This window comes from Leuconostoc sp. (genome assembly GCF_965300815.1).
On sequence record NZ_CBDKZH010000018.1, the window covers coordinates 1 to 19,589 of the forward strand.

Here is a 19,589-nt window from a genome sequence, read left to right on the forward strand (position 1 = left end):
CACCAACGACTGCCTGATTAACCCCATTTGAGAAATCAGATCCAAAACGGCCCCAATCACTCCCTTGGCTCGCCTGATTGTTATTATCTGACGCACTATTAGGATTAGTGACTGAGAAGTTCGTCTCTGGCGTATTTGGCAAAATTTGTTGGAGCGAATACTTTACTAATGGGCCCATTGTTGCTGTCAGCCCCAAAGGTAAACTATTATCTTTATTCTTCGTATCTAAGCCCATCCAATAGGCAGACACCACATCCTTCGTGTAGGCCAGCGCCCATGAATCTTTCGATGATTGGGCATTTTGCGTATCATTGGAATTTTCAGTGGTGCCTGTTTTACCTGCAATGGTAAAGCCGCGTGGTGCTGCGCCAAGACCCGTTCCGTTGGTGTAAGTCCCAAGCATCATCCGCGTCATATTGTCGGCAACCCGTGAACTGATGACGCGTGTTTGCTTGGCTTTTGGTTGTGAGACAATAACTTTACCCGTCGCATCGACAATCTTGGTAATAAAGTGCGCATCACTCATCACCCCATCATTGGCAAAGGCGGTGTAAGCCTGTGCCATTTGAATCGGTGACACACCGTTCGTTAAGCCGCCCAATGCTAATGAAAGATTTTTATCTTTCTCAGTCAACGGTAGGCCAAACTTCTTGGCACTGGTATACCCAGCATTAACACCAATTTTATTGAGTAAGTAAACAGCCGGTACGTTATACGAGTGCGCCAAAGCTGAATACATCGGTACGTCTGCTGTTTGTACATCTAAGGCATTGTGTACCGAATAATGATTCGTCCCAAAAGTCCGCGTTGTGTTTGGTAGCATCGTGTCGATACTGTAACCACGTTCTAAGGCTGGCGCGTAAACGGCAATCGGCTTAATGGCTGAACCTGGCGACAGCTTTGATTGGGTTGCATAGTTAAAGCCACGGAAAGTATGCGTGTCTTCGCGCGCGCCAACGACAGCCCGGACACCACCAGTTTTGGCATTCAGTATCACACTGGCTGCCTGTGCGTCAGTATTGTAATTAAACATGGCCGGATTATCAAAATCCGTTTGCAAATGCTTCTGATCTTGCTGGTTCAACGTTGTATAAATCTTATAGCCACGGTTCATGACGTCTGTTTCGGTCAAACCATACGTTTGAATCGCTTCATTGATAACGGCATCAAAGAACCACGGATAACGATAATTATTTTGACTATTATACGTATCGCGTAACGTCATCGGCGCGGCTTTGGCTAACTTATACTCAGAAGCCGATAACTTTTTATTGGCAACCATTGTGCCAAGTACCACATTCCGCCGGTCAAGTGCGGACTGTGGATGATCAATTGGATTATACAATGCCGGACTTGGCAACATGGCCGTTAAGGTTGCCGCTTGAGACGTGGTTAAATCACGGGCATGCACCCCAAAATATTTTTGGGCAGCATCTTCAACACCCCAAACACCATGGCCAAACCATGCGTTATTCAGATACATCGTGAGAATCTGATTTTTGGTATACACCTGCTCAACCTGCATCGACAAGAAAATTTCCTTGGCTTTACGCGTCATCGTTTGTTCTTGCGTCAAGTAGGCATTCTTAACCAACTGTTGCGTTAAGGTCGAGCCACCACCGGCGATTGCTGACGAGCCCGTCAACTTATTTTTCAAGTTGAGCACCACCGCTCGCAAAATTCCTTTGATGGAAAAACCATGTTCTTTGTAAAAATTACGATCTTCACTCGATATGACCGCATCTCGCATATTTTGCGAAATATTATCATAACTGACATAGGTCCCTTTTTGCGAATACAATTCACCGGTTTTATCACCTGCATCATCGTACACTGACGTGGTTTGCGCCAGCGTCGCTTGCAAGTTCTGCACGCGGGCAGTTTTCGCCAGGACCACTAAGTATACACTCATTAGTAGAAAACCGGTTAAAAAGATAACCACCAGTAATCGCCACAACTGCCAACGCTGGGCAACCGGCCTGATCTTATCGCGCATTTTCTGAATCAATTGCTTCAACGCCTTCATACCTTAACCTATCAAAGCTGACCAGCGAGCCGTCAGCATTTCCGCGCTTGCTTCATCTGGACTGGTGACATAAATGGTGTCAAAACCGGCCAACGTTGCAACAACTTCTGGTAAATGGGCATCGTCAATAATCCCGGCAACAGCGTTGCCACTAGAATCTGTCGTCTTAATAATCGTCATAAATTGCACACGCTTAACAAAAATGGCATATTCAGCAATTGCTGAATCGACAGCATTGGCTGTCACCGGATTACCTGTTTGGTCATCATCTGATGATAGTTGTTGATAGCGTAGTTGGCCGTCAATATCTTTAATGCGGACAATTCCCAACGCTCGAATATCACGAGAAATTGTTGTTTGCGTTGTCTCAACTTGATTTTTCAATAACTCACTGAGTAAATCTTCTTGGCTTGTAATCACTTGATTTTGAATAATCTCAAGGATTAATGCCTGCCGTTGTTGTTTTGAAATCATATTTTTCTCCTACATGAGAATAAATGCTACTACCTTAAGCAGCGGCCACGCAACGCCTGGTTACATTTCTTCTGGTGCTTTCACACCAAGCAAACGCAAGCTTTCTGTCAACACAATGGTAACGGCTTCAACCAAGGCTAAACGTGCTTGCAATTGGTCATCATCCGTCAAAATCTTTGAGTTGGCATAGTACTTATTAAAGGCGCGTGATAGCGTCAAAGCATACTTGGCAATGATGCTAGCTTCGCGTTGTTGCCAAGCACGTTGCACTGTCGCTGGGAAGCTGTTCAACGTCGTGATAATATCCCAAGTCATTGGGTCATCAAGTGTCACCGCATCCAAGTTGACTGAAACAGGCGCCTTACGCAAAATTGACTTAGCACGGGCATTGGTATATTGCACGTATGGTCCCGTATCACCTTCAAAGCGCACCACTTCCTCCAAGTTAAAGTCAAAGTTGTTGGTACGGTCATTCATCAAATCGTGGAAGACGACGGCACCCGCACCGACTTGTTCGGCAACTGCTTCTTTGTTTTCAAGGGTTGGGTTCTTTTCTTGGATTTGCTTCAAAGCCAAATCATGGGCATCATTTAAGACATCCTTCAACAAGACAACATCACCCTTACGCGTTGACATTTTCTTACCGTTAAAGGTGATCAAACCAAAGGAAATATGTTCAACATCATCGGCCCACTCAAAGCCCATTAATGACAACACGGCCTTCATTTGAACGAAATGTTCCCGTTGTTCACCACCCACAACGTACAAAGACTTGGCAAAATCATAAGTATCCTTACGATAAACTGCTGCCGCCAAATCACGGGTCATATACAAAGTCGCCCCATCTGTGCGCTTAATCATGGCAGGTGTCAAGTTCGGGTTGATATCTGTCAAATCGACAATTTGTGCCCCTTGCGACGTCACCAACAAATCCTTTTCCGTCAACTGGTCCACAACTGTATCCATTTTGTCATTATAGAATGCTTCACCGTTGAATGAATCAAACCCAATGTCTAAACGATCATAGATTTCTGTAAATTCTTTCAGTGATTCTTCACGGAACCATGCCCATAATGCCAGCGCTTCTTCGTCACCGTCTTCAAGTTTTTTAAACCAAGCCCGACCAGCATCGTTCAAACTGTCATCTTCCTTGGCCTTGTCGTGGAATTCAACGTAATAACGCAACAACGTCGCAATCGGATCAGCTTTTACTTCATCTTCTGATCCCCAAGTCTTGTAAGCATAAATCAACTTACCAAACTGTGTGCCCCAATCACCCAAATGGTTGATTTTGATGGGTTGGTAACCGTTTTTGGCTGTGATATTGGCCAAAGCGTTCCCAATCACAGTCGAACGTAAGTGGCCCATTGACATTGGCTTGGCAATGTTTGGTGATGACATGTCAATCGTGACATTTTCACCTTGACCGTCGATGTTATTCCCGTAGTCTGCCTTTAATGTCAGAATCGTTTGCAAAGTTTCACGAGATGTTGCCACTTTATCCAAGAAGAAATTCACATAAGGGCCGGTTGCGACAACCTTTTCAAAACCTGTTTGGTCAATTTCTGCCACAATATTAGCGGCGATTTGTTGTGGTGCTTGGCGCAAAACTTTGGCCAACGTAAACGTTGGAAATGCGACATCACCTAATTCTGATGATTTTGGTGCTTCTAATTTTTCAGCAATTTCTGATGCTGTTAAATCTGTCAACACTGCTGCAAGTGCTGAGACAACTTGTGTGTTATCTGCCATGTGTCCGTATCCTTTTTTATATTAGTTTATATTATACCGTATTTTTTGCCTGCAAAATAAAAACTCGTCTCTTGATATATCACAAGAGACGAGTTTTCACCCGCGGTACCACTCTAATAGCTTTCGCCACTCAATATCTAATTGTTTGACTCCAAATACGCGCCGTTTCCTTCATTATCTGACTCACACCCACTCAGACTCGCTGGTAATGAATTACCGAAACATCTTTATTCTTCAACGTCAACCTCAGCAGTTCTTGGTGCTGGGGCATGCTTAATCACTTCAATTTCATCCATTCGGACCACTGCACGATGATTCATTTCGTTAACAGTGGGTTGGTCAGCTGGATCATTTTCCGTAATTTCAACCAACAATGAATTTTCATAAACTTTTTCAACTTGTCCAGTAAATGGCTTTTCCAAATTACCATAAGCTGGTGCGAGTAAAATGTCGCCAATATGATACTTAGAGGCCTTGTTTTCTTCTTCGTCTGCCATGTTTGTCAGCTGTGACGTCTTGGCTGTTGCTTTACAAGTCAACAGCGCAATTGCAAGGACAATGCGCATTGCGCTTTTCAACTGTCCTAGTCACATTTCCTCCTGTAATCGATGTGTAACACCATATTTTACCACAAAAACACTGCTATTTCAACGTACTAATCCGTTGCATAATCTCACGTGCTAAGGTTAATTTATCTGCTTGCGGTAAGGTTTCTGCTGGCTGATCTGGCGTTAAGATTGTAATCACATTATCATCCGATGAAAAGCCAATATTTGGCGAACTCACATCATTAACAATCAACATATCTGCCCGCTTTTTTTTCAGCTTGGCTTGCCCATAGGCAATGACATCTTGGGTCTCAGCTGCAAAACCAACAACCAACTGATTGGCAGATTTTTGCTGTCCCACTGTTTTCAAGATATCAGGATTTTGAACAAGCGTTAACGTCAAACCGCCATCCCCTTGTTTCTTGATTTTATCTTGGGCCAGTGTGGCAGGCTTAAAGTCTGACACTGCTGCAGCCCCAATAAAAATATCTGCGGTCGGAAAAGCCGCCATCACGGCCTCATACATCGCTTGGGTTGAATCAACCATGACCTTGGTGACGCCAAAAATGGTCTGACGATCAACCGTGGTGATAAGCGTGACCTCGGCCCCATTTTCCGCGGCAGCTTGGTCTAACGCATAACCCATTTTGCCACTGGATTTATTGGTCAAAAAACGCACCGGATCCAGCGCTTCACGCGTCCCACCAGCCGTAATCACAATCTTTTTGCCACGCAGAAGACCCGTTTGGGCGCGGAGTCGGATGGCCGCTTCTGCCAAAATGGCTTCTGGTTCCGGCAAGCGCCCTTTAGCAGCATACCCTTCTGCCAAAAAGCCCTCGGCTGGTTCAATCACCAACCAACCATCGGCCGCAAGTGTTGCCAAATTGCGGACAACCGCGGGATTCGCTAACATCACGTCATTCATGGCCGGTGCAATAATCTTTTTAGCTGTTGCGGCCATAATGGTTGCAGTTGGTGCATCATCAGCCAAGCCGTTAGCCAACTTACCAATCATGTTTGCGGTGGCGGGAACCACGAAAATGATATCCGCCCACTTAGCCCAGTCAATATGCACCACCTCAGTCGTATGGCCAGCAAATAAATCAGTTAGCACGTCATGCCCAGATAGAATAGCCAGTGTTTTACTAGTAATAAATTCTTGTGCTGATTGTGTCATCGCAACCCGTACATGGGCGTGATCCTTCACGAGCAAACGGACAAAACTAGCCGCCTTATAAGCTGATACACTGCCCGTGACAACGACCAGCACATTTTTTTCTTTAAACATTTTCCTTACCAAGCACACCAAAGCGTGTGCATGCCTTTAATTCTTGTGACCGCAGCTAAAATACCCGTCACTCACTGAAAAAATTGTAACATATTCTCACAACCCCTGCTGATGTCACGCAAAAAAGCGCTGGATTAACAGCGCTTTTATTTTAGGCCTTTATCAAACAACTTGCCGGCCACCGGTAATTGGCCAAGCGTTGCCATTTTCTTACTATCCACAACGACCAAATTCGTGGGTGAATTGGCTAACGTCGCGAATGCGTTAATAGATTGGTTTTGGAAGTACTTGTCATCCGCCCCAGCCAAACCGGCTTGTACCGTATCGATTCGGTAACGTTCGGCATCAGCACGGGTTTTCGTCGCGTCAGCTTCTGCTTTCGCCGTTGCCATCAACGCGTCATTTTTAGCCTTGGTTGTAAGCTCAATGGAGCGTGCCTCACCTTCAGCTTTTGCAATAGTTGCCACTCGTTCACGATCAGCCGTTAACTGCTTATCCATTGCTTCCTGGATAGAAGCCGATGGGCGTAATTCATCAATGTTGATACGGTCAACATTAATCCCGTACGTATTCGTTAAATCACCAATCGCTGAGGCAAGCTGAATGTTGATTTTAGTCGTAGATCCCAAAGCTTCATTCAATTCCATCCGGCCGATGATATCACGTAAGTGACCACGTACAAGTTGTGCCATGGATTCGACCGAATCCGTATTTTCATACATATATTTAACCGCATCCGTGACATGGTAGTTCAATGTGACACTAGCTTTAATATCAGCATTATCCGCCGTAATGACTGAATAATCTGGTAATCGCAATGGTCGCATGGCCAAACTGACATTTCGAATGCGTTGAACAAACGGCACATAAAAGTGAAGGCCGGCTTCTTTCCGCGTGCGGTATTTACCAAGCGTTTCAACTAAACCTGCGTTGTTTTGTGTCACAATTTTAAAAAATAGCATCTTTCTCCCCCGTATATTAAGATTCGTAAACAGCAAGCACTGGCTTTAATTCGCGCAACGTTAAAATATTGCCAGTCGCTTCAATCACAACATATTGCCGATCCACTTTAGCCGTCGCAGCATTATCAATTAAATAGCGATAATAAATCCCTGACACTAAGACTAATCGATTAAACAAATCAAAGTTTTCTCCTGAAATAATTTGACCGACAATCTGCCGTTCTTCAAAAGTGTCCGGTTGCGCGCCTGCTTCGAGTAACTTCGTCAAATAACTATTCAGCGATCGCCCTTCTTGCGCGGCCTGTTCCGCTAATATTTCATGCAATTCAGGTGCAATCCGCAATGGAATACGACCTGATTTATGAGTTTTTTCCTCGTTAATCTTTTTCATATATTAATGATATCACATTTATGTCAAAGAAGACAATACATGATATCTCATTAAAAAAAAACGCCCGTATCGGGCGTGTTCTTAGGCATTATTCGCGTTTAAAACGTTTTGGACAACCGCATAGTCACCAATATAGGGTTCGTCAACACCGTTAATCTTTTGATACGGATCTTCACCTTTGCCGGCAACAATCACGATATCATGCGGGTTGGCCTGTGCAATCGCCTGTTGAATGGCTTGGATACGATCCATTTCAAAATGTACCGTCACATCAGGATTGGTAATGTGGGCCGCAATTTCTTTGGCAATGGCCATTGGCGATTCAAATTGTGGATCATCAGCCGTCAAAAAGACCGTGTCCGCAAACTCTGACACCACCCGACCAAAGTCAGCACGGCGTGACACACCTTTATTGCCTGGTGCACCAATCACCACTGAAACTTTACCATCAGGATATTGACTCTGCGCAAATTGTAGCAGTGCCCGCATCGACGCATAGTTGTGGGCGTAGTCGACAAATGCGACACCATGGCCGGGAATTGGTAAGCTCAACATACGACCAGGAATAAGGACCGTATCTAAACCAGCCACCATATCAGCATGCTGGGCCCCTGCCAAGGCAGTCATCATCAACGCTGCTAAAGCATTTGATTCATTAAAATCACCTGGTAAATTCAAGCGATAAGTCCCACTCATCTCAGCCAAATCACTCTCAGCAACCGTGAAACGACTCTCATGAATTGCACTTTCAAGAGATTGATACGTATACGCACCACCTTGGTCGGTTTGACTATAAGTATAGACGTGATCATGATGCGTTTTGGCGTGTGCTAACACGGCTGAAAACTGATCACTTGCCGCATTAACAATAACCTGTTCAGCATGATCCAGTAACATCATTTTATGGGCTAAATAATCCTCAAAGCTGGGATGTTCATTTGGCCCAATGTGATCAGGTGAAATATTCAAAAAAGCACCAACTTGAAATTCTAGGCCATAGACACGTTGTTTGAGATAGGCCTGTGAGCTGACCTCCATGACCAAATGCGTCATGCCATTATCAACAGCGCGGCGCATATCTTTGAAAAGTTCATAAGATTCTGGTGTGGTCAAATCTGACTTTTTCTTATCAGCTGGTTGATTACCAGTAATGCGATCAACCGTTGAAAACAAAGCCGTATGCTGATGCGTCTTGTGCTGTAAGATTTGAAAGGCCATGTACGCCGCGGTTGTTTTCCCTTTTGTCCCCGTAAAGGCACCAATCCACAAGTCGTTTTGTGGGTAGTCAAAAAAGGCCATCGATAAGACTGATAACGCCTTTTGGACATCCGTGACTTGCCATTGTGGCAAATCAACCGGTAGCAGTTCTTCCGTGACTAAGCCAGTCACGCCGGCGGCTTGCGCCAAATATTCTACCCGAAAAGCCCCTTTGACAACAAATAGTGTCTGGTCTTTGACTTGACGGGTATCATAATGTAAAAAATCAAATATTTGATCGCTATCCGGCTTAGCGACTAACAAATGATGTGCAGTGAGTAATTGTTCAATTGTTTTACTTGTGAGTTCCATAAGCTTTATTATACAAAAAAAGTTGCACCCAGAACAGGCACAACGTTTTTTTAATTATTTCACAAGGACTTTTCTCAACGCAATTGGTGCAAAAATCGTCGTGACAAGGATGATAATTGCCAATTCGGAATACGTATCCTTACCAATGACGTGGGCTTGCAAGCCGATATTGGCTACAATCAAGGCCATTTCACCACGCGACACCATCCCCAAGCCAATAACATTGGCATCATGATAACTCATACCAGTCATTTTGGCCCCTAATCCGGAACCGACCCACTTTGTCAAAATAGCAGCTAATGACATCACGAGTAGCAGCCCCCACTTATCACCAAACCCGTCAAATGAAATCTTTAAGCCGATACTTGCAAAAAAGATTGGAATAAATAGACCGTAGCCAATTGACACCATCTCAGACATCATCTTGTGGGCTTGTGGTAAGTTGGCAATGGCCACCCCGATAAAGAATGATCCAACCACAGCGGAAATGCCAGCAAACTCAGCGACTGTGCCGGCGCCCAAAGCCAACAACATCCCAACCAAACCACTCATGGCTGGCAAACTCATTTTCGTTGCCACCCGCACAAATGTCGGTAACACATAGCGACTCACAACATATAACCCAACGAAAAAGCCAACTGATAATAACCCTTGGAGCCAAAGTGGTTGCTGTTTGTCAGCTTGACCACTGAAAATCGCAATGAAGCCAGACAAGCTCGCAACCGCTAAAATATCATCCGCTACGGCTGCGCCAAGGATAGTCACACCAGCTCTTGTTTTCAGTTGGTGATATTCATTTAAGACTTCTGCTGTAATTGAGACTGATGTTGCGGCAAACACCACGCCCCAGAATATCGCTTGTTTGGTATCAAAATGATAAGCTTGCGCGAGGAAGTAAAAGACTACCATCGGGAAGATTGCGCCTAAAACGGCTACCATCAGTGACGGTTTGATGTTGGCTTTTAATTGCTTGATATCGGTTTCCAGGCCGACAATAAACATCAAAATCATGACCCCGATTTCAGCCATAAATTCAATATTATGCGAAATCTGAACAATGTTCAACAAACTCGGACCCAGCACCACACCCGCTAATAATTGGCCAACAACAATCGGCATCCCGATACGTTGTGCCCCTAAGCCCATGATGATGGCTGCGGCTAACATTAAAAATAAATCTAAATAAAATGTCATATTTCCTTGCTGTATTGCGTACTGCAATACGTCCTTTCTACATGATTGTACTTGTTTTATCAGATAATAAAAAGAGCAAACACAAAAAACTAACGTTGCTCCCCCACAAACGTTCGCCTTGAGTGTTTACTCAACCAGTTTAACGATTCAATTATGATTCTGCTGCTTCACGTGCTAGTTTGGCTGCAGTGGCTGCTGCCATTTCGGCACTAGCTGCTGCATTATCACGATAAATGTGCTGATCAGCGGCAACAGCCGCATAGACACGTGCTAATTCACGATCTAAAACCTCACGTACTTCATCAGTCGCATGAGTTTCCATCAACATTTGCCGTAAAGCTGATGCGTGCGCAAAGCCACGCAAATAAATCTTAAAGTAACGCTTCAAAGCTTCAAAATGCTTAGGCGTTACCGTCGCATTTACCTCATCAAATAAGTCTAATTGCAACTTTAACAAGGCAATTGATTCTTCCAAAGTATGTTGGCGCGGACTTTCTTCAAACGCATAAGGATTTTCAAAAATACCGCGGCCAATCAAAATGCCGTCTATGCCTGGATGGGAGTGAGCTAACGCTTCCCCTTCAGCACGTGACTTGATATCACCATTGATTTGTAGCAATGTGTTTGGTGCAATGGCATCACGCATCGCTACGATTTCATCAATTAATTCAAAATGCGCGGGTGCTTTTGACATTTCTTTGCGCGAACGCAAGTGAACCGTCAACACCGCAACATCTTGTTGCAAAATCACAGGCAACCAGTCACGGAATTCCATGGGATCATAAAAACCGAGACGTGTCTTAACTGACACTGGGAGCCCAGATTCTTTGGCAGCTGAGACGAGTTGTGCTGCCAAATCTTGGTGGCGAATCAAATCTGACCCAGCGCCATTTTTAACAACCGTTGGATCAGGACAACCCATGTTCAAATCAACTGCCCGATAACCCATGTCGGGCAACAATTTTGCTGCCCCAGCAATATCTTCTGGTCGTGAGCCCCAAATTTGTGCCACTGGTTGTGTCTCGTTTTCAGCGACGGCCAAACGCCCTTGCACGGAAAACTTTGCTTTGGGATGAATCATTGAACTTGCGTTCGTAAATTCTGTAAAGTAAACATCAGGGGCACCAGCTTTTTCAACCACACGACGGAAAATCGTATCCGTCACGGCCTCCATGGGTGCCAAACTGAAGAATGGTCGCTTTTCAGACGAGTCATGGCCTTTTTGTGCATTGGCCACAACTTCGTCCCAGAAAAGCGGTTGCGGAGACGATTGCGTCATGAAGATTTCTCCTTATTTAATATAAGTCAACGCATACTATCATACCATATTTCGAGATAAATCTCAAAAACGCTGCTCACAGCTTAAATGCGCTCATCTTTTTGCAGAGCACTTAGCGTATAAAAGGATCCCGTCACTACAATCAATGCCTGAGATGATTCACGGACCCGCATGGCTAATGAAATCGCAGCCGAGGCATCATTGGCAATCTCAACTTCGACTTTTGGGTAGGTCATAATTATGGTAGCGGCCAATTCTTCTGCTGACAAAGCCCGTGATTTATTTTTCGGCGTGACGGTAATCACCCGCTGGACAACTGGAATAATTTCATCCAACATTTCATGGTATTCTTTATCTTTTAAGACCCCTAAGATTAACGTGGGTTTGATTTTCAAATGCCAAGCATTTAACGCTGCCACCAAACCGGTGATGCCGTCAACATTGTGGGCTGCATCAAATAAAATGTTTTTTTCTGGGTGATAGTTCATCCGACCAATCAAGCTCACGTTAGCTAAGCCAGCCTGCGTTTTCTCAGTAGTAAACGTGTACCCCATTGTCTTCAAAGCAGCTTTAATTTTTAAGACAATCCCAAAATTATGTACCTGAAATGCCCCAGGCATACTCAAAAAATAACCTGGTGTGCCATTAATAATAAGATCCATACCAGCTGGCGTCGTGTTGGCAATAATAATTTGATCTTGTGTATGCACAAACCACTCAGCACCAACCGCCTCAGCCTGCGCCTTTAAAACACGATGAACGGTCAAGTCTTGACCAGCATAATCAATCACCACGGTCCCTGGTTTGATAATGGCTGCTTCGTTTTCGGCGATATCTTGAAGACTACGGCCAATCGTGAGCTGATGATCGACACTAATTTTCGTAAAGACGGTCAACATCGGGGTGGCAATCGCATTTGTCGCATCTCTTAATCCACCCAGACCGGCTTCAAAAATAACAAAATCGACCGCATTATCAACAAAATGCAACAGTGAAATGACGGTAAAATACTCAAAATACGTCAAATGATTGGCAGGCACCCCATGGCGCTTAAAACAAGCCACCAGGTCTTGATAATGACGGAGAAAATCACTTTTTGAAATCATCTCATCATCGACGGTGATTTGCTCACGATCTGATAGAATGTAGGGACTCGAAAAATGGCCGTAAGAATAGCCATTAGCCTGTAAAATAGCGCCCAGCATAGCGCCTGTAGAACTTTTCCCATTCGTGCCGGCAATGTGAATGATCTTGAGTTTTTGGTCTGGATGCCCAAGCCATGCTAATACTTCTTTCACCACCGCCACACGTGAATCGTCTAACACATGCCAGTGATTATCCAAACTGTTAATCACCCGCTTATAGTTTGCTGCAACCCGTGCGGCACGCCGCTCTCCCAATTTAGCCACATCCAGCCTCCGACAATTAATATGCCCTTAATTTTATCACATGTCACCGCAAAAATTACCTTGTACAGCAAATAATTTGCAATCAAAAAAGACGACTTACATCGTCTTTGGAAAATCGGTAAATATGGCATGAGCACCCCCAATCAGCCAGCCGTTTTGCCGTTTCTGCATCGTTAACTGTCCACACATTGACACCCAATTGATTAGCTAATAACAGTTGGACGGCTGCTTCAGTGAGGCCATTAACATCAGGATGGACGTAGGTGGCACCGACCGAGCGGGCGCGACCGTGTTATCTGAAATTGGCTCTGCCAATAACAGTCCAATCGTAATTTTTGGCATTAAGTCATGAAATTTTTTAAGTAATTTCACATCAAAACTCGACACAATAATCTGATTCTCGCGATTAATACGATGAATCGCTTGATGCAGACGCATCAGATAAAAATTTTCCTTCTCACCGCGGACATTCGTCTTGAGCTCAAAGTTCACATTGATGTGATGTTCATTGATAAAATCAATTAACCAATCCAACGTGACGATGCGTTCTCCCGTAAATGCTGGCGCAAACCACTGCCCAAAATCAAGCTTTTGTAGCCCCATCAGTGAATTGTGATTGACCGTCCCGTTGCCATTTGAAGTGCGATCAACTTTACTATCATGAATCAACACCAGATGACCATCAGACGTCATATCAATATCAGTTTCTAACCAATTGACCCCAAGGGGTAACATCAGTTCAAACGCGGCCCGCGTATTTTCGGGTGCTTGAGCGGATATACCGCGATGCGCAATTTTTATCATGCGTCTTCCTCACTTTTTTAAATGATTTGCAGCATTATAAGCTGCCAGCGCTTGATTAGTCGCATCTTCGGCCACTTGCAGACTTTTATCAATCGGCGCCCCGTTGGCAATGGATTGCATCGCCGTTTCCATATTAGTTCGAGCAATTGGCATAATTGGCACCAACGGCCCAGCTGTTACTGGATTTTTTTGACTGGTTGCGAGTTGTTGCGTCGCAACACCCAAATTAGGATCTTTAGCGACCGCGGTGGTGATCTGTGGTAAATCTTTGGCGTGCTTGTTCATGGCAAGATACCCTGTTGCCAAACGCCATTGGGCTTGTGATTCAGCCGATGCCATGAATTTCAAGAAGTCCGCCGTGCCTTGTTTGACTGTTGCGGGTTGGTTCTTATTTGCCCACAACGCCGCCCCACCTAACGCGAGTCCGTTGCGTGGCACACCATCAGCATGTGGCACATACGTCACACCGAGTTTGAACTTAGCATTGGCTTGCAAATCACCAGTTGACGCTGACGATTGCATGAAAATCCCCAACTTGCCTGCTAAAAACGCTGTTTTTTGGTTCGTTTCGGCAATGTCACCGGACCCATAATTCACAAATGATTTATCTTGAATGGCTTGCGTTATAAATTTCATTAAACGCTTGGCCGCCGGCGTATTCAGATTAATTTTTGTCGCATACTGGCCAGCTGCGCGACCATTGTCATGATTTGCTAACAGTTGATTTTGGTTGGCGGTTAATTCTTCAAATAACCAACCGTACGCTTCAATCGTCATCCCCTTGGTTTGACCACCCGTCTTGTTAGTAATCGCTTTGGCCAAATTCAATACGTCCGTATAGCTGGGATCTTGTGGCAAAGGCGTTAAGCCTAACTGCTCAACGAGACCTTTATTATAATACAAAACTGGCGTTGATGAATTAAAAGGCATAGCTTGCAGCTGCTGATTGACAGTATAGTAGCGCGCAATATTATCTTCAATTTGATCCGTTGTTTGCGCGGTTAATAGCTGATTCATAGGTATCGTACTTTTCGTGGCTAACATCGTACTTGTGGCAATTTCTTGAGCTTGCACAATCGCTGGTGCTGCTGAAGATTGCGCCACGTTTAAGTATTTTGGTAAGGACTCCGTATAGGCGCCTTGATATTCCGGTACAACCGTGTATTTGCTTTGCGACGCATTATATTTAGCCACTAATTGCTTCAAAGCAGCGGCCGGTTTGCCACCCATCGAATGCCAGAAAACAATGGTTGTGCGTTGATTCGCACTGGCTGTTGGTGTCTTGCCATGAGTAATGCCGATGCCAATCACAGCTAGTATTGTCAGACACACGATGGTAATGGTGGTCACTTTTTTCATCATGATTTCACTGCCCCGTCAATTAATCCTGATTTAAAGGCTTTTTGTGAGACTAACAAGACTACCAAACTTGGGATCATCATTAAAATAGCGCTGGCCATGATGAGGCCCCAAGAATTAACCGCTTCAGTCGCTTGTAACTGGCGTAGGCCAATTTGTACCGTACGGACGTTATCACTATAACTGGTGATCAGTGGCCAAAGATACATATTCCAAGTCGTCAAAAATGAATACGCTGCCAAGGTCAGCAAACTCGTTTTGGCATAAGGTAAGACGGCGCGGTATAAAAATTGACCGTGGCCAATGCCTTCAACTAACGCTGATTCACGTAACGCCATGGGCACCTGCATAAATGCCTGTCGCAATAAAAATGTGCCAAACGCGGTGGCAAAAAACGGCAGTGCCAATGCGGCATAATGATTTAAAAACCCTAGCCAACGTAACGTTTGAAAGTTTGGAATCAATTGTGCTTCAAACGGGAGCATCATCGTTGCAATAAATGCATAAAAGATAACATTTTTACCTTTAAATGGGATAAAGACAAATGCATATGCGGCTAGTGCTGAAAAAACAACTTGTCCTACCATGACCAAACTCGCAACCACAAATGAATTGAATAAATATCGCAAAATTGGGGTTTGTGTCAGCGCTTGGCGATAATTATCAAAAGACAATGCGGTTGACAAGTATTGGCCGTTTAAAATCGCTGTATTTGGTAGCAACGAGACCCAAACGCCCACCAGTACCGGCGCAAAAATTAAAAGTGACAGACATAGTAAGAGCGTATAATGCCAGATTTTTTCTTGTGTTGGTATAATCATTGATACATCACCCGCTTTTCTGTGAGTTTAAATTGCGCCATGGTCACCAGCGCAATCAAAAGCGCTAAAATAATCGATTCCGTTGAGGCTTTGCCAATATTGAGGTTCACAAAAGCATCCCGATAAATCTGATAAACGATCAAATTCGTATGATTATTTGGGCCGCCTTTGGTCAATAAATCCACTTGTCCAAACGTCTGGAAGGCATTGATCATCGGCACTGTTGCCACAAAAAACAAAGTGGGACTAATGTGGGGAAGCGTAATATAGCGAACCTTAAGCCAAGGTGTGATCCCTTCAATTTCAGCCGTTTCGTATAAATGGGTTGGGACATTTTCTAACGCACCAGAAATGGCCAAGAAAGCAAACCCAATATTCATCCAGACAACCGTCAAAATCACAGCTACCAATGCCCAGACGTTACCAGTCAGCCAGTGAATCGGTGGTAAATGTAAGGCGTTTAGGATCATGTCAGATACGCCAGTGGTTGGTTGAAAGAAGAATAACCATAAAACTGATGCCACTGACACTGAAACACCCATGGTTGACGCAAATAAGGTTCTAAAAATGACCGTCCCACGCAAATGCTTACGAGCCAAATTTGCTAAAGCTAACGCACAAATCGTGGTCAAACCAGTCACAGCGACCACAAATATTAACGTCACCCCTAAACTTGTCAAAAAGACCGGATCTTTAAGAATCGTCGTATAATTTGCAAAACCAACAAATTTAACCGGTTCTCCTAACGCGTTGGTTAAAAAGAAGCTGTAATAAACGGTTTTAACCAGCGGATAAAAAATGAAGACACCAAGAAAAATAAGCGACGGTGTGAGAAAACCCAGGGCCACCAAATGTGTTCTCAGCGCTTGACGCCAGCGTTGCTTGGTGCCTGCTTGTTGGTAAATTGCCGGTGTTACTTGTGCCATATCACACCCCCACCGTGGCGAGCATTTTACCAGCCAAATCAAAATAGTGTAGTGCTGATCGTGGGACATACAACGTGATAAATTGTTGCGCCGTCAGATCATGTTGGCCAGCAATTTTAAATTGCAAGGGTTCTTCTCGGCCGTTAATTGTCCCAAACAATAAGGTTTCCGACCCGATTTGTGTCACCGTTGTGACCCAGAAATCAATCGCTAAATCATCCGCATTTTCAGGTGTGAGTCGGGCTGCTTCTGGTCGAATACCAACCAAAGCATCCGGATCATAGGGCGTATCAATGACGACCCCATGATTTTGCCAGTCCGTCACGCCAGGTAGCACATTCATTTTTGGTGTCCCGAAGAACTGGGCCACAAACGTATTGGCTGGTAGTTGATAAAGCTGCATCGGCGTGCCGATTTGTTGCACTACCCCATCATTTAAAATCATTACCCGATCCCCCATCGTCATTGCTTCGGTTTGATCATGAGTGACGTAGACCACCGTGATGCCGAGTTTACGTTGCAAAGCTTTAATGTCATAACGCATACTTTCTCGTAGTTGGGCATCTAGGTTGGAGAGCGGTTCGTCCATTAAAATGATTTCTGCACCAGAGACAATACTCCGTGCTAAGGCCACGCGTTGACGCTGACCACCGGACAATTCACGCGGATAGCGATACGCATAATCGGTCATGTTGACCATCTCTAAGGCATCGGATAGCCGTTGAAGCTGGGTAGCGCTGTCTACCTTCCGGGCTTTTAACCCAAAAGTAATGTTATCGGCGACGGTCATATTGGGATAAAGCGCATAGTTTTGAAATACCATGGACAAATGACGGGCCTTTGGTGGCAAATCATTCATACGCTCCCCATCAATGATTAAATCACCACCAGTAATGGGTTCTAAACCGGCAATCATTCTTAAAAGGGTTGATTTACCCGACCCAGATGGGCCAACCATCACAAAAAACTCACCTGGCATAATCGACACCGTGACATCTTTAATCACCGCTTCTTGCTGCTGATCATAGACTTTTTGTAGTCGTTTCAACTCAATCATACAAATCCCTACCTTTCCTAATGATTTAATCGTAACAAGACCATGTCAACACCAAGTCAGCTAAATGATTAAAATATGTAAACAATCGTAAAGCGTCAGCCAACAAAAAAAGCCAAGATGTGATCATCTTGACTTTTTTGCAATGATTAATATCCTTTATCTAAATTCACAACATTATAAGTTAGGCTGCCATCAGCAACAAAACCTGGGACGTTTTTCTTAAATAACCGAAAGAGTCCACCTGTCCGGCCATAGTTTTCATGTTCACCCCAACTGGTATGCTGCGTTAACAAAATCTGTGGTCGTTCAAACAAAGGATGGTGTGTTGGCAAAGGCTCGGGTGTCGTGACATCAAGTGCCGCAAAGCGCACACGTGAATCATCAATTGCCGCTAACAAGGCGTCTTGATCTAAAGTCGTGCCACGGCCAATGTTGACAAAGAGGAACAACTCATTCACTTGTTCAAAAAAATACTCATCAAAAAAGTTTTCTGTGTCTTTTGTGCCCGGCAGGCCATCTACAACAACGCGGGCTTTTGAAAGCCCTTCTTGATAATTTGTAATCGGATAAACTTCATCAAAGCCAGGGACGGCACGACCAGTCGTATTGACACCATAAACAGTGCCCCCAAATCCTTTAATTTGTGCTGCAATTTGCTGCCCAATGCGACCAGTCCCAAAAACTAAGACCGGCAGCTCACTAACCATATACTGATCGGTAAACGGTTCCCAGTGCTGTCGGGTCGCGTACACATTTAAGCCACGGGCAAAATACAAAATATAACTCAACACCGTTTGCGCAATTGGTTCGGCCTTTAAACCACTGGCATTCGTCACGATAATGCCACGTTCTTTAAGAATTTGCAAGGGTAAATAATCCACACCGGCTGATTGGGTCTGGATCCATTTTAATTTTGAGTCTGGTTGGGCCAGTATCTTATCGCCAATGCGATTGTCCCAGGCATAGCTAATCACAACATCGGAAATTTGTGCATCAGTAATCGTGTCTGGCGTCACAACGTCGATATCGTGTTCGGCCAAAAAAGCACGATCTTCTTCACTAATGGCTTTCACTGCTAATAGTAACATCTGATTTTCTCCAATCTGTTTTCTAGTGCTATCATAACGCATTATTTTCTAACGGTTCGCGTGATTTTAATGAGTTTTAAATTAAAATATTGACATTTGATTATCTTCGTGCCATAATTTAAAACAACAAATCAAAGGAAATAAAACGATGTACTTACTTGCAACTGACAACTTCACAAACGTCATTAAGATCAACGCCGTCATTATTATGTGACTTCTCGCTGGTCTATTTTTGCTACCAGTCGAGAAGGTTTCTCGACTGGCGCAAAAATGTTGCTCAAAACGACATTTTCTAGAGGCGCTAGTATTCAACTAGCGCCTCTTTTCTTTTTGATTTAATGGCACTGTACTACTGTTACGTTGGCGCGCACGTCAACAGTCCACCACGGAGGAAAATCACATGGATCTTACTGCAAATGCAACCCCAACAATGGCCGAAAGCGACCTATCCCTAACTGACAAAAAAGCTAAGCCAAAGACGGCCAGAGAGGTTGTCTTTGATGTCTCAACCGGTATTTCTAATGCCATTTTGGCAGTGCTTGGCATGGGCCTCTTGATGTCGTCATTAGGTAATTTATTCCACTACACACCACTCATCCAAGCCGGTTTGATGGGGCAAAAAATGCTCGCCCCTGCTCTGGG

The 19,589-nt window shown here is 44.4% G+C and carries 17 protein-coding genes and 2 pseudogenes; 1 reads left to right on the plus strand and 18 read right to left on the minus strand.

Features of this window, described 5'->3' with window-relative positions:
* The 18 genes and pseudogenes from ACW12G_RS02255 to ACW12G_RS02340 all read right to left on the minus strand — a co-directional run.
* Positions 1-2,026, minus strand: a 2,026-nt coding sequence (locus ACW12G_RS02255) for a PBP1A family penicillin-binding protein (protein ID WP_455647183.1), incomplete at its 3' end; no start/stop codon positions are given.
* Positions 2,027-2,029: 3 nt separating this feature from the next.
* On the minus strand, positions 2,030-2,500 hold the full coding sequence (locus ACW12G_RS02260; RefSeq protein ID WP_270747267.1) for an arginine repressor: 471 nt from the start codon (positions 2,498-2,500) through the stop codon (positions 2,030-2,032).
* Positions 2,501-2,560: 60 nt separating this feature from the next.
* Positions 2,561-4,252 (minus strand): arginine--tRNA ligase, encoded by a 1,692-nt coding sequence (argS, locus tag ACW12G_RS02265; RefSeq protein WP_147001232.1) that lies wholly within the window; start codon positions 4,250-4,252, stop codon positions 2,561-2,563.
* Positions 4,253-4,479: 227 nt separating this feature from the next.
* The gene (locus tag ACW12G_RS02270; RefSeq protein WP_146977272.1) at positions 4,480-4,749 is read right to left on the minus strand and encodes a DUF2187 domain-containing protein; all 270 of its coding nucleotides are present in this window, start codon (positions 4,747-4,749) and stop codon (positions 4,480-4,482) included.
* A gap of 145 nt (positions 4,750-4,894) precedes the next feature.
* On the minus strand, positions 4,895-6,088 hold the full coding sequence (coaBC, locus tag ACW12G_RS02275; RefSeq protein ID WP_455647184.1) for a bifunctional phosphopantothenoylcysteine decarboxylase/phosphopantothenate--cysteine ligase CoaBC: 1,194 nt from the start codon (positions 6,086-6,088) through the stop codon (positions 4,895-4,897).
* A 146-nt stretch (positions 6,089-6,234) separates the two neighbouring features.
* On the minus strand, positions 6,235-7,050 hold the full coding sequence (locus tag ACW12G_RS02280) for an SPFH domain-containing protein (protein ID WP_455647185.1): 816 nt from the start codon (positions 7,048-7,050) through the stop codon (positions 6,235-6,237).
* A 16-nt stretch (positions 7,051-7,066) separates the two neighbouring features.
* On the minus strand, positions 7,067-7,441 hold the full coding sequence (locus tag ACW12G_RS02285) for a toxin-antitoxin system HicB family antitoxin (RefSeq protein ID WP_048701982.1): 375 nt from the start codon (positions 7,439-7,441) through the stop codon (positions 7,067-7,069).
* Between the two features lie 81 nt (positions 7,442-7,522).
* Entirely contained in the window at positions 7,523-9,010 is a 1,488-nt protein-coding gene (gene murE, locus ACW12G_RS02290; protein WP_455647186.1) for a UDP-N-acetylmuramyl-tripeptide synthetase, read from the minus strand.
* A 54-nt stretch (positions 9,011-9,064) separates the two neighbouring features.
* On the minus strand, positions 9,065-10,204 hold the full coding sequence (locus tag ACW12G_RS02295) for a cation:proton antiporter (RefSeq protein WP_455647187.1): 1,140 nt from the start codon (positions 10,202-10,204) through the stop codon (positions 9,065-9,067).
* A 151-nt stretch (positions 10,205-10,355) separates the two neighbouring features.
* Entirely contained in the window at positions 10,356-11,483 is a 1,128-nt protein-coding gene (locus ACW12G_RS02300; protein ID WP_455647188.1) for a tRNA dihydrouridine synthase, read from the minus strand.
* A gap of 83 nt (positions 11,484-11,566) precedes the next feature.
* Positions 11,567-12,892: a bifunctional folylpolyglutamate synthase/dihydrofolate synthase gene (locus tag ACW12G_RS02305; RefSeq protein WP_146974955.1), complete on the minus strand. Its 1,326-nt coding sequence runs from the start codon at positions 12,890-12,892 to the stop codon at positions 11,567-11,569.
* A gap of 82 nt (positions 12,893-12,974) precedes the next feature.
* Positions 12,975-13,115, minus strand: a pseudogene (locus ACW12G_RS02310) (hypothetical protein); the annotation flags it as partial.
* The gene (locus tag ACW12G_RS02315; RefSeq protein WP_455647189.1) at positions 13,100-13,696 is read right to left on the minus strand and encodes a glycerophosphodiester phosphodiesterase family protein; all 597 of its coding nucleotides are present in this window, start codon (positions 13,694-13,696) and stop codon (positions 13,100-13,102) included. The pseudogene ACW12G_RS02310 and the gene ACW12G_RS02315, both read right to left, overlap by 16 nt.
* A gap of 9 nt (positions 13,697-13,705) precedes the next feature.
* Complete coding sequence (locus ACW12G_RS02320) at positions 13,706-15,058, minus strand: ABC transporter substrate-binding protein (protein WP_455647190.1); 1,353 nt, start codon at positions 15,056-15,058, stop codon at positions 13,706-13,708.
* Positions 15,055-15,876 carry a carbohydrate ABC transporter permease gene (locus ACW12G_RS02325; protein ID WP_455647191.1) on the minus strand — a complete coding sequence of 274 codons (822 nt, stop codon included), beginning with the start codon at positions 15,874-15,876 and terminating at the stop codon, positions 15,055-15,057. Before ACW12G_RS02325 ends, ACW12G_RS02320 begins: the two co-directional genes overlap by 4 nt.
* Positions 15,873-16,802 carry a carbohydrate ABC transporter permease gene (locus ACW12G_RS02330; RefSeq protein WP_455647192.1) on the minus strand — a complete coding sequence of 310 codons (930 nt, stop codon included), beginning with the start codon at positions 16,800-16,802 and terminating at the stop codon, positions 15,873-15,875. The genes ACW12G_RS02325 and ACW12G_RS02330 overlap by 4 nt, the downstream gene beginning before the upstream one ends.
* A 1-nt stretch (position 16,803) precedes the next feature.
* The gene (locus ACW12G_RS02335; RefSeq protein ID WP_216802401.1) at positions 16,804-17,859 is read right to left on the minus strand and encodes an ABC transporter ATP-binding protein; all 1,056 of its coding nucleotides are present in this window, start codon (positions 17,857-17,859) and stop codon (positions 16,804-16,806) included.
* Positions 17,860-18,005: 146 nt separating this feature from the next.
* Positions 18,006-18,947 carry an NAD(P)-dependent oxidoreductase gene (locus ACW12G_RS02340; RefSeq protein ID WP_077283002.1) on the minus strand — a complete coding sequence of 314 codons (942 nt, stop codon included), beginning with the start codon at positions 18,945-18,947 and terminating at the stop codon, positions 18,006-18,008.
* A gap of 400 nt (positions 18,948-19,347) precedes the next feature.
* On the opposite strand from ACW12G_RS02340, the pseudogene ACW12G_RS02345 reads away from it, so the two are divergent.
* A pseudogene (locus ACW12G_RS02345) lies at positions 19,348-19,589 on the plus strand (PTS sugar transporter subunit IIC); the annotation flags it as partial.

What these genes read in the sequence shown, in the direction of transcription:
- ACW12G_RS02335 (WP_216802401.1), bottom strand. Translation starts at nt 17,859, where the DNA reads ATGATTGAGTTGAAACGACTACAAAAAGTCTATGATCAGCAGCAAGAA.
- ACW12G_RS02260 (WP_270747267.1), bottom strand. Translation starts at nt 2,500, where the DNA reads ATGATTTCAAAACAACAACGGCAGGCATTAATCCTTGAGATTATTCAA.
- coaBC (WP_455647184.1), bottom strand. Translation starts at nt 6,088, where the DNA reads ATGTTTAAAGAAAAAAATGTGCTGGTCGTTGTCACGGGCAGTGTATCA.
- murE (WP_455647186.1), bottom strand. Translation starts at nt 9,010, where the DNA reads ATGGAACTCACAAGTAAAACAATTGAACAATTACTCACTGCACATCAT.
- argS (WP_147001232.1), bottom strand. Translation starts at nt 4,252, where the DNA reads ATGGCAGATAACACACAAGTTGTCTCAGCACTTGCAGCAGTGTTGACA.
- ACW12G_RS02300 (WP_455647188.1), bottom strand. Translation starts at nt 11,483, where the DNA reads ATGACGCAATCGTCTCCGCAACCGCTTTTCTGGGACGAAGTTGTGGCC.
- ACW12G_RS02315 (WP_455647189.1), bottom strand. Translation starts at nt 13,696, where the DNA reads ATGATAAAAATTGCGCATCGCGGTATATCCGCTCAAGCACCCGAAAAT.
- ACW12G_RS02320 (WP_455647190.1), bottom strand. Translation starts at nt 15,058, where the DNA reads ATGATGAAAAAAGTGACCACCATTACCATCGTGTGTCTGACAATACTA.
- ACW12G_RS02285 (WP_048701982.1), bottom strand. Translation starts at nt 7,441, where the DNA reads ATGAAAAAGATTAACGAGGAAAAAACTCATAAATCAGGTCGTATTCCA.
- ACW12G_RS02280 (WP_455647185.1), bottom strand. Translation starts at nt 7,050, where the DNA reads ATGCTATTTTTTAAAATTGTGACACAAAACAACGCAGGTTTAGTTGAA.
- ACW12G_RS02325 (WP_455647191.1), bottom strand. Translation starts at nt 15,876, where the DNA reads ATGATTATACCAACACAAGAAAAAATCTGGCATTATACGCTCTTACTA.
- ACW12G_RS02340 (WP_077283002.1), bottom strand. Translation starts at nt 18,947, where the DNA reads ATGTTACTATTAGCAGTGAAAGCCATTAGTGAAGAAGATCGTGCTTTT.
- ACW12G_RS02330 (WP_455647192.1), bottom strand. Translation starts at nt 16,802, where the DNA reads ATGGCACAAGTAACACCGGCAATTTACCAACAAGCAGGCACCAAGCAA.
- ACW12G_RS02295 (WP_455647187.1), bottom strand. Translation starts at nt 10,204, where the DNA reads ATGACATTTTATTTAGATTTATTTTTAATGTTAGCCGCAGCCATCATC.
- ACW12G_RS02270 (WP_146977272.1), bottom strand. Translation starts at nt 4,749, where the DNA reads ATGGCAGACGAAGAAGAAAACAAGGCCTCTAAGTATCATATTGGCGAC.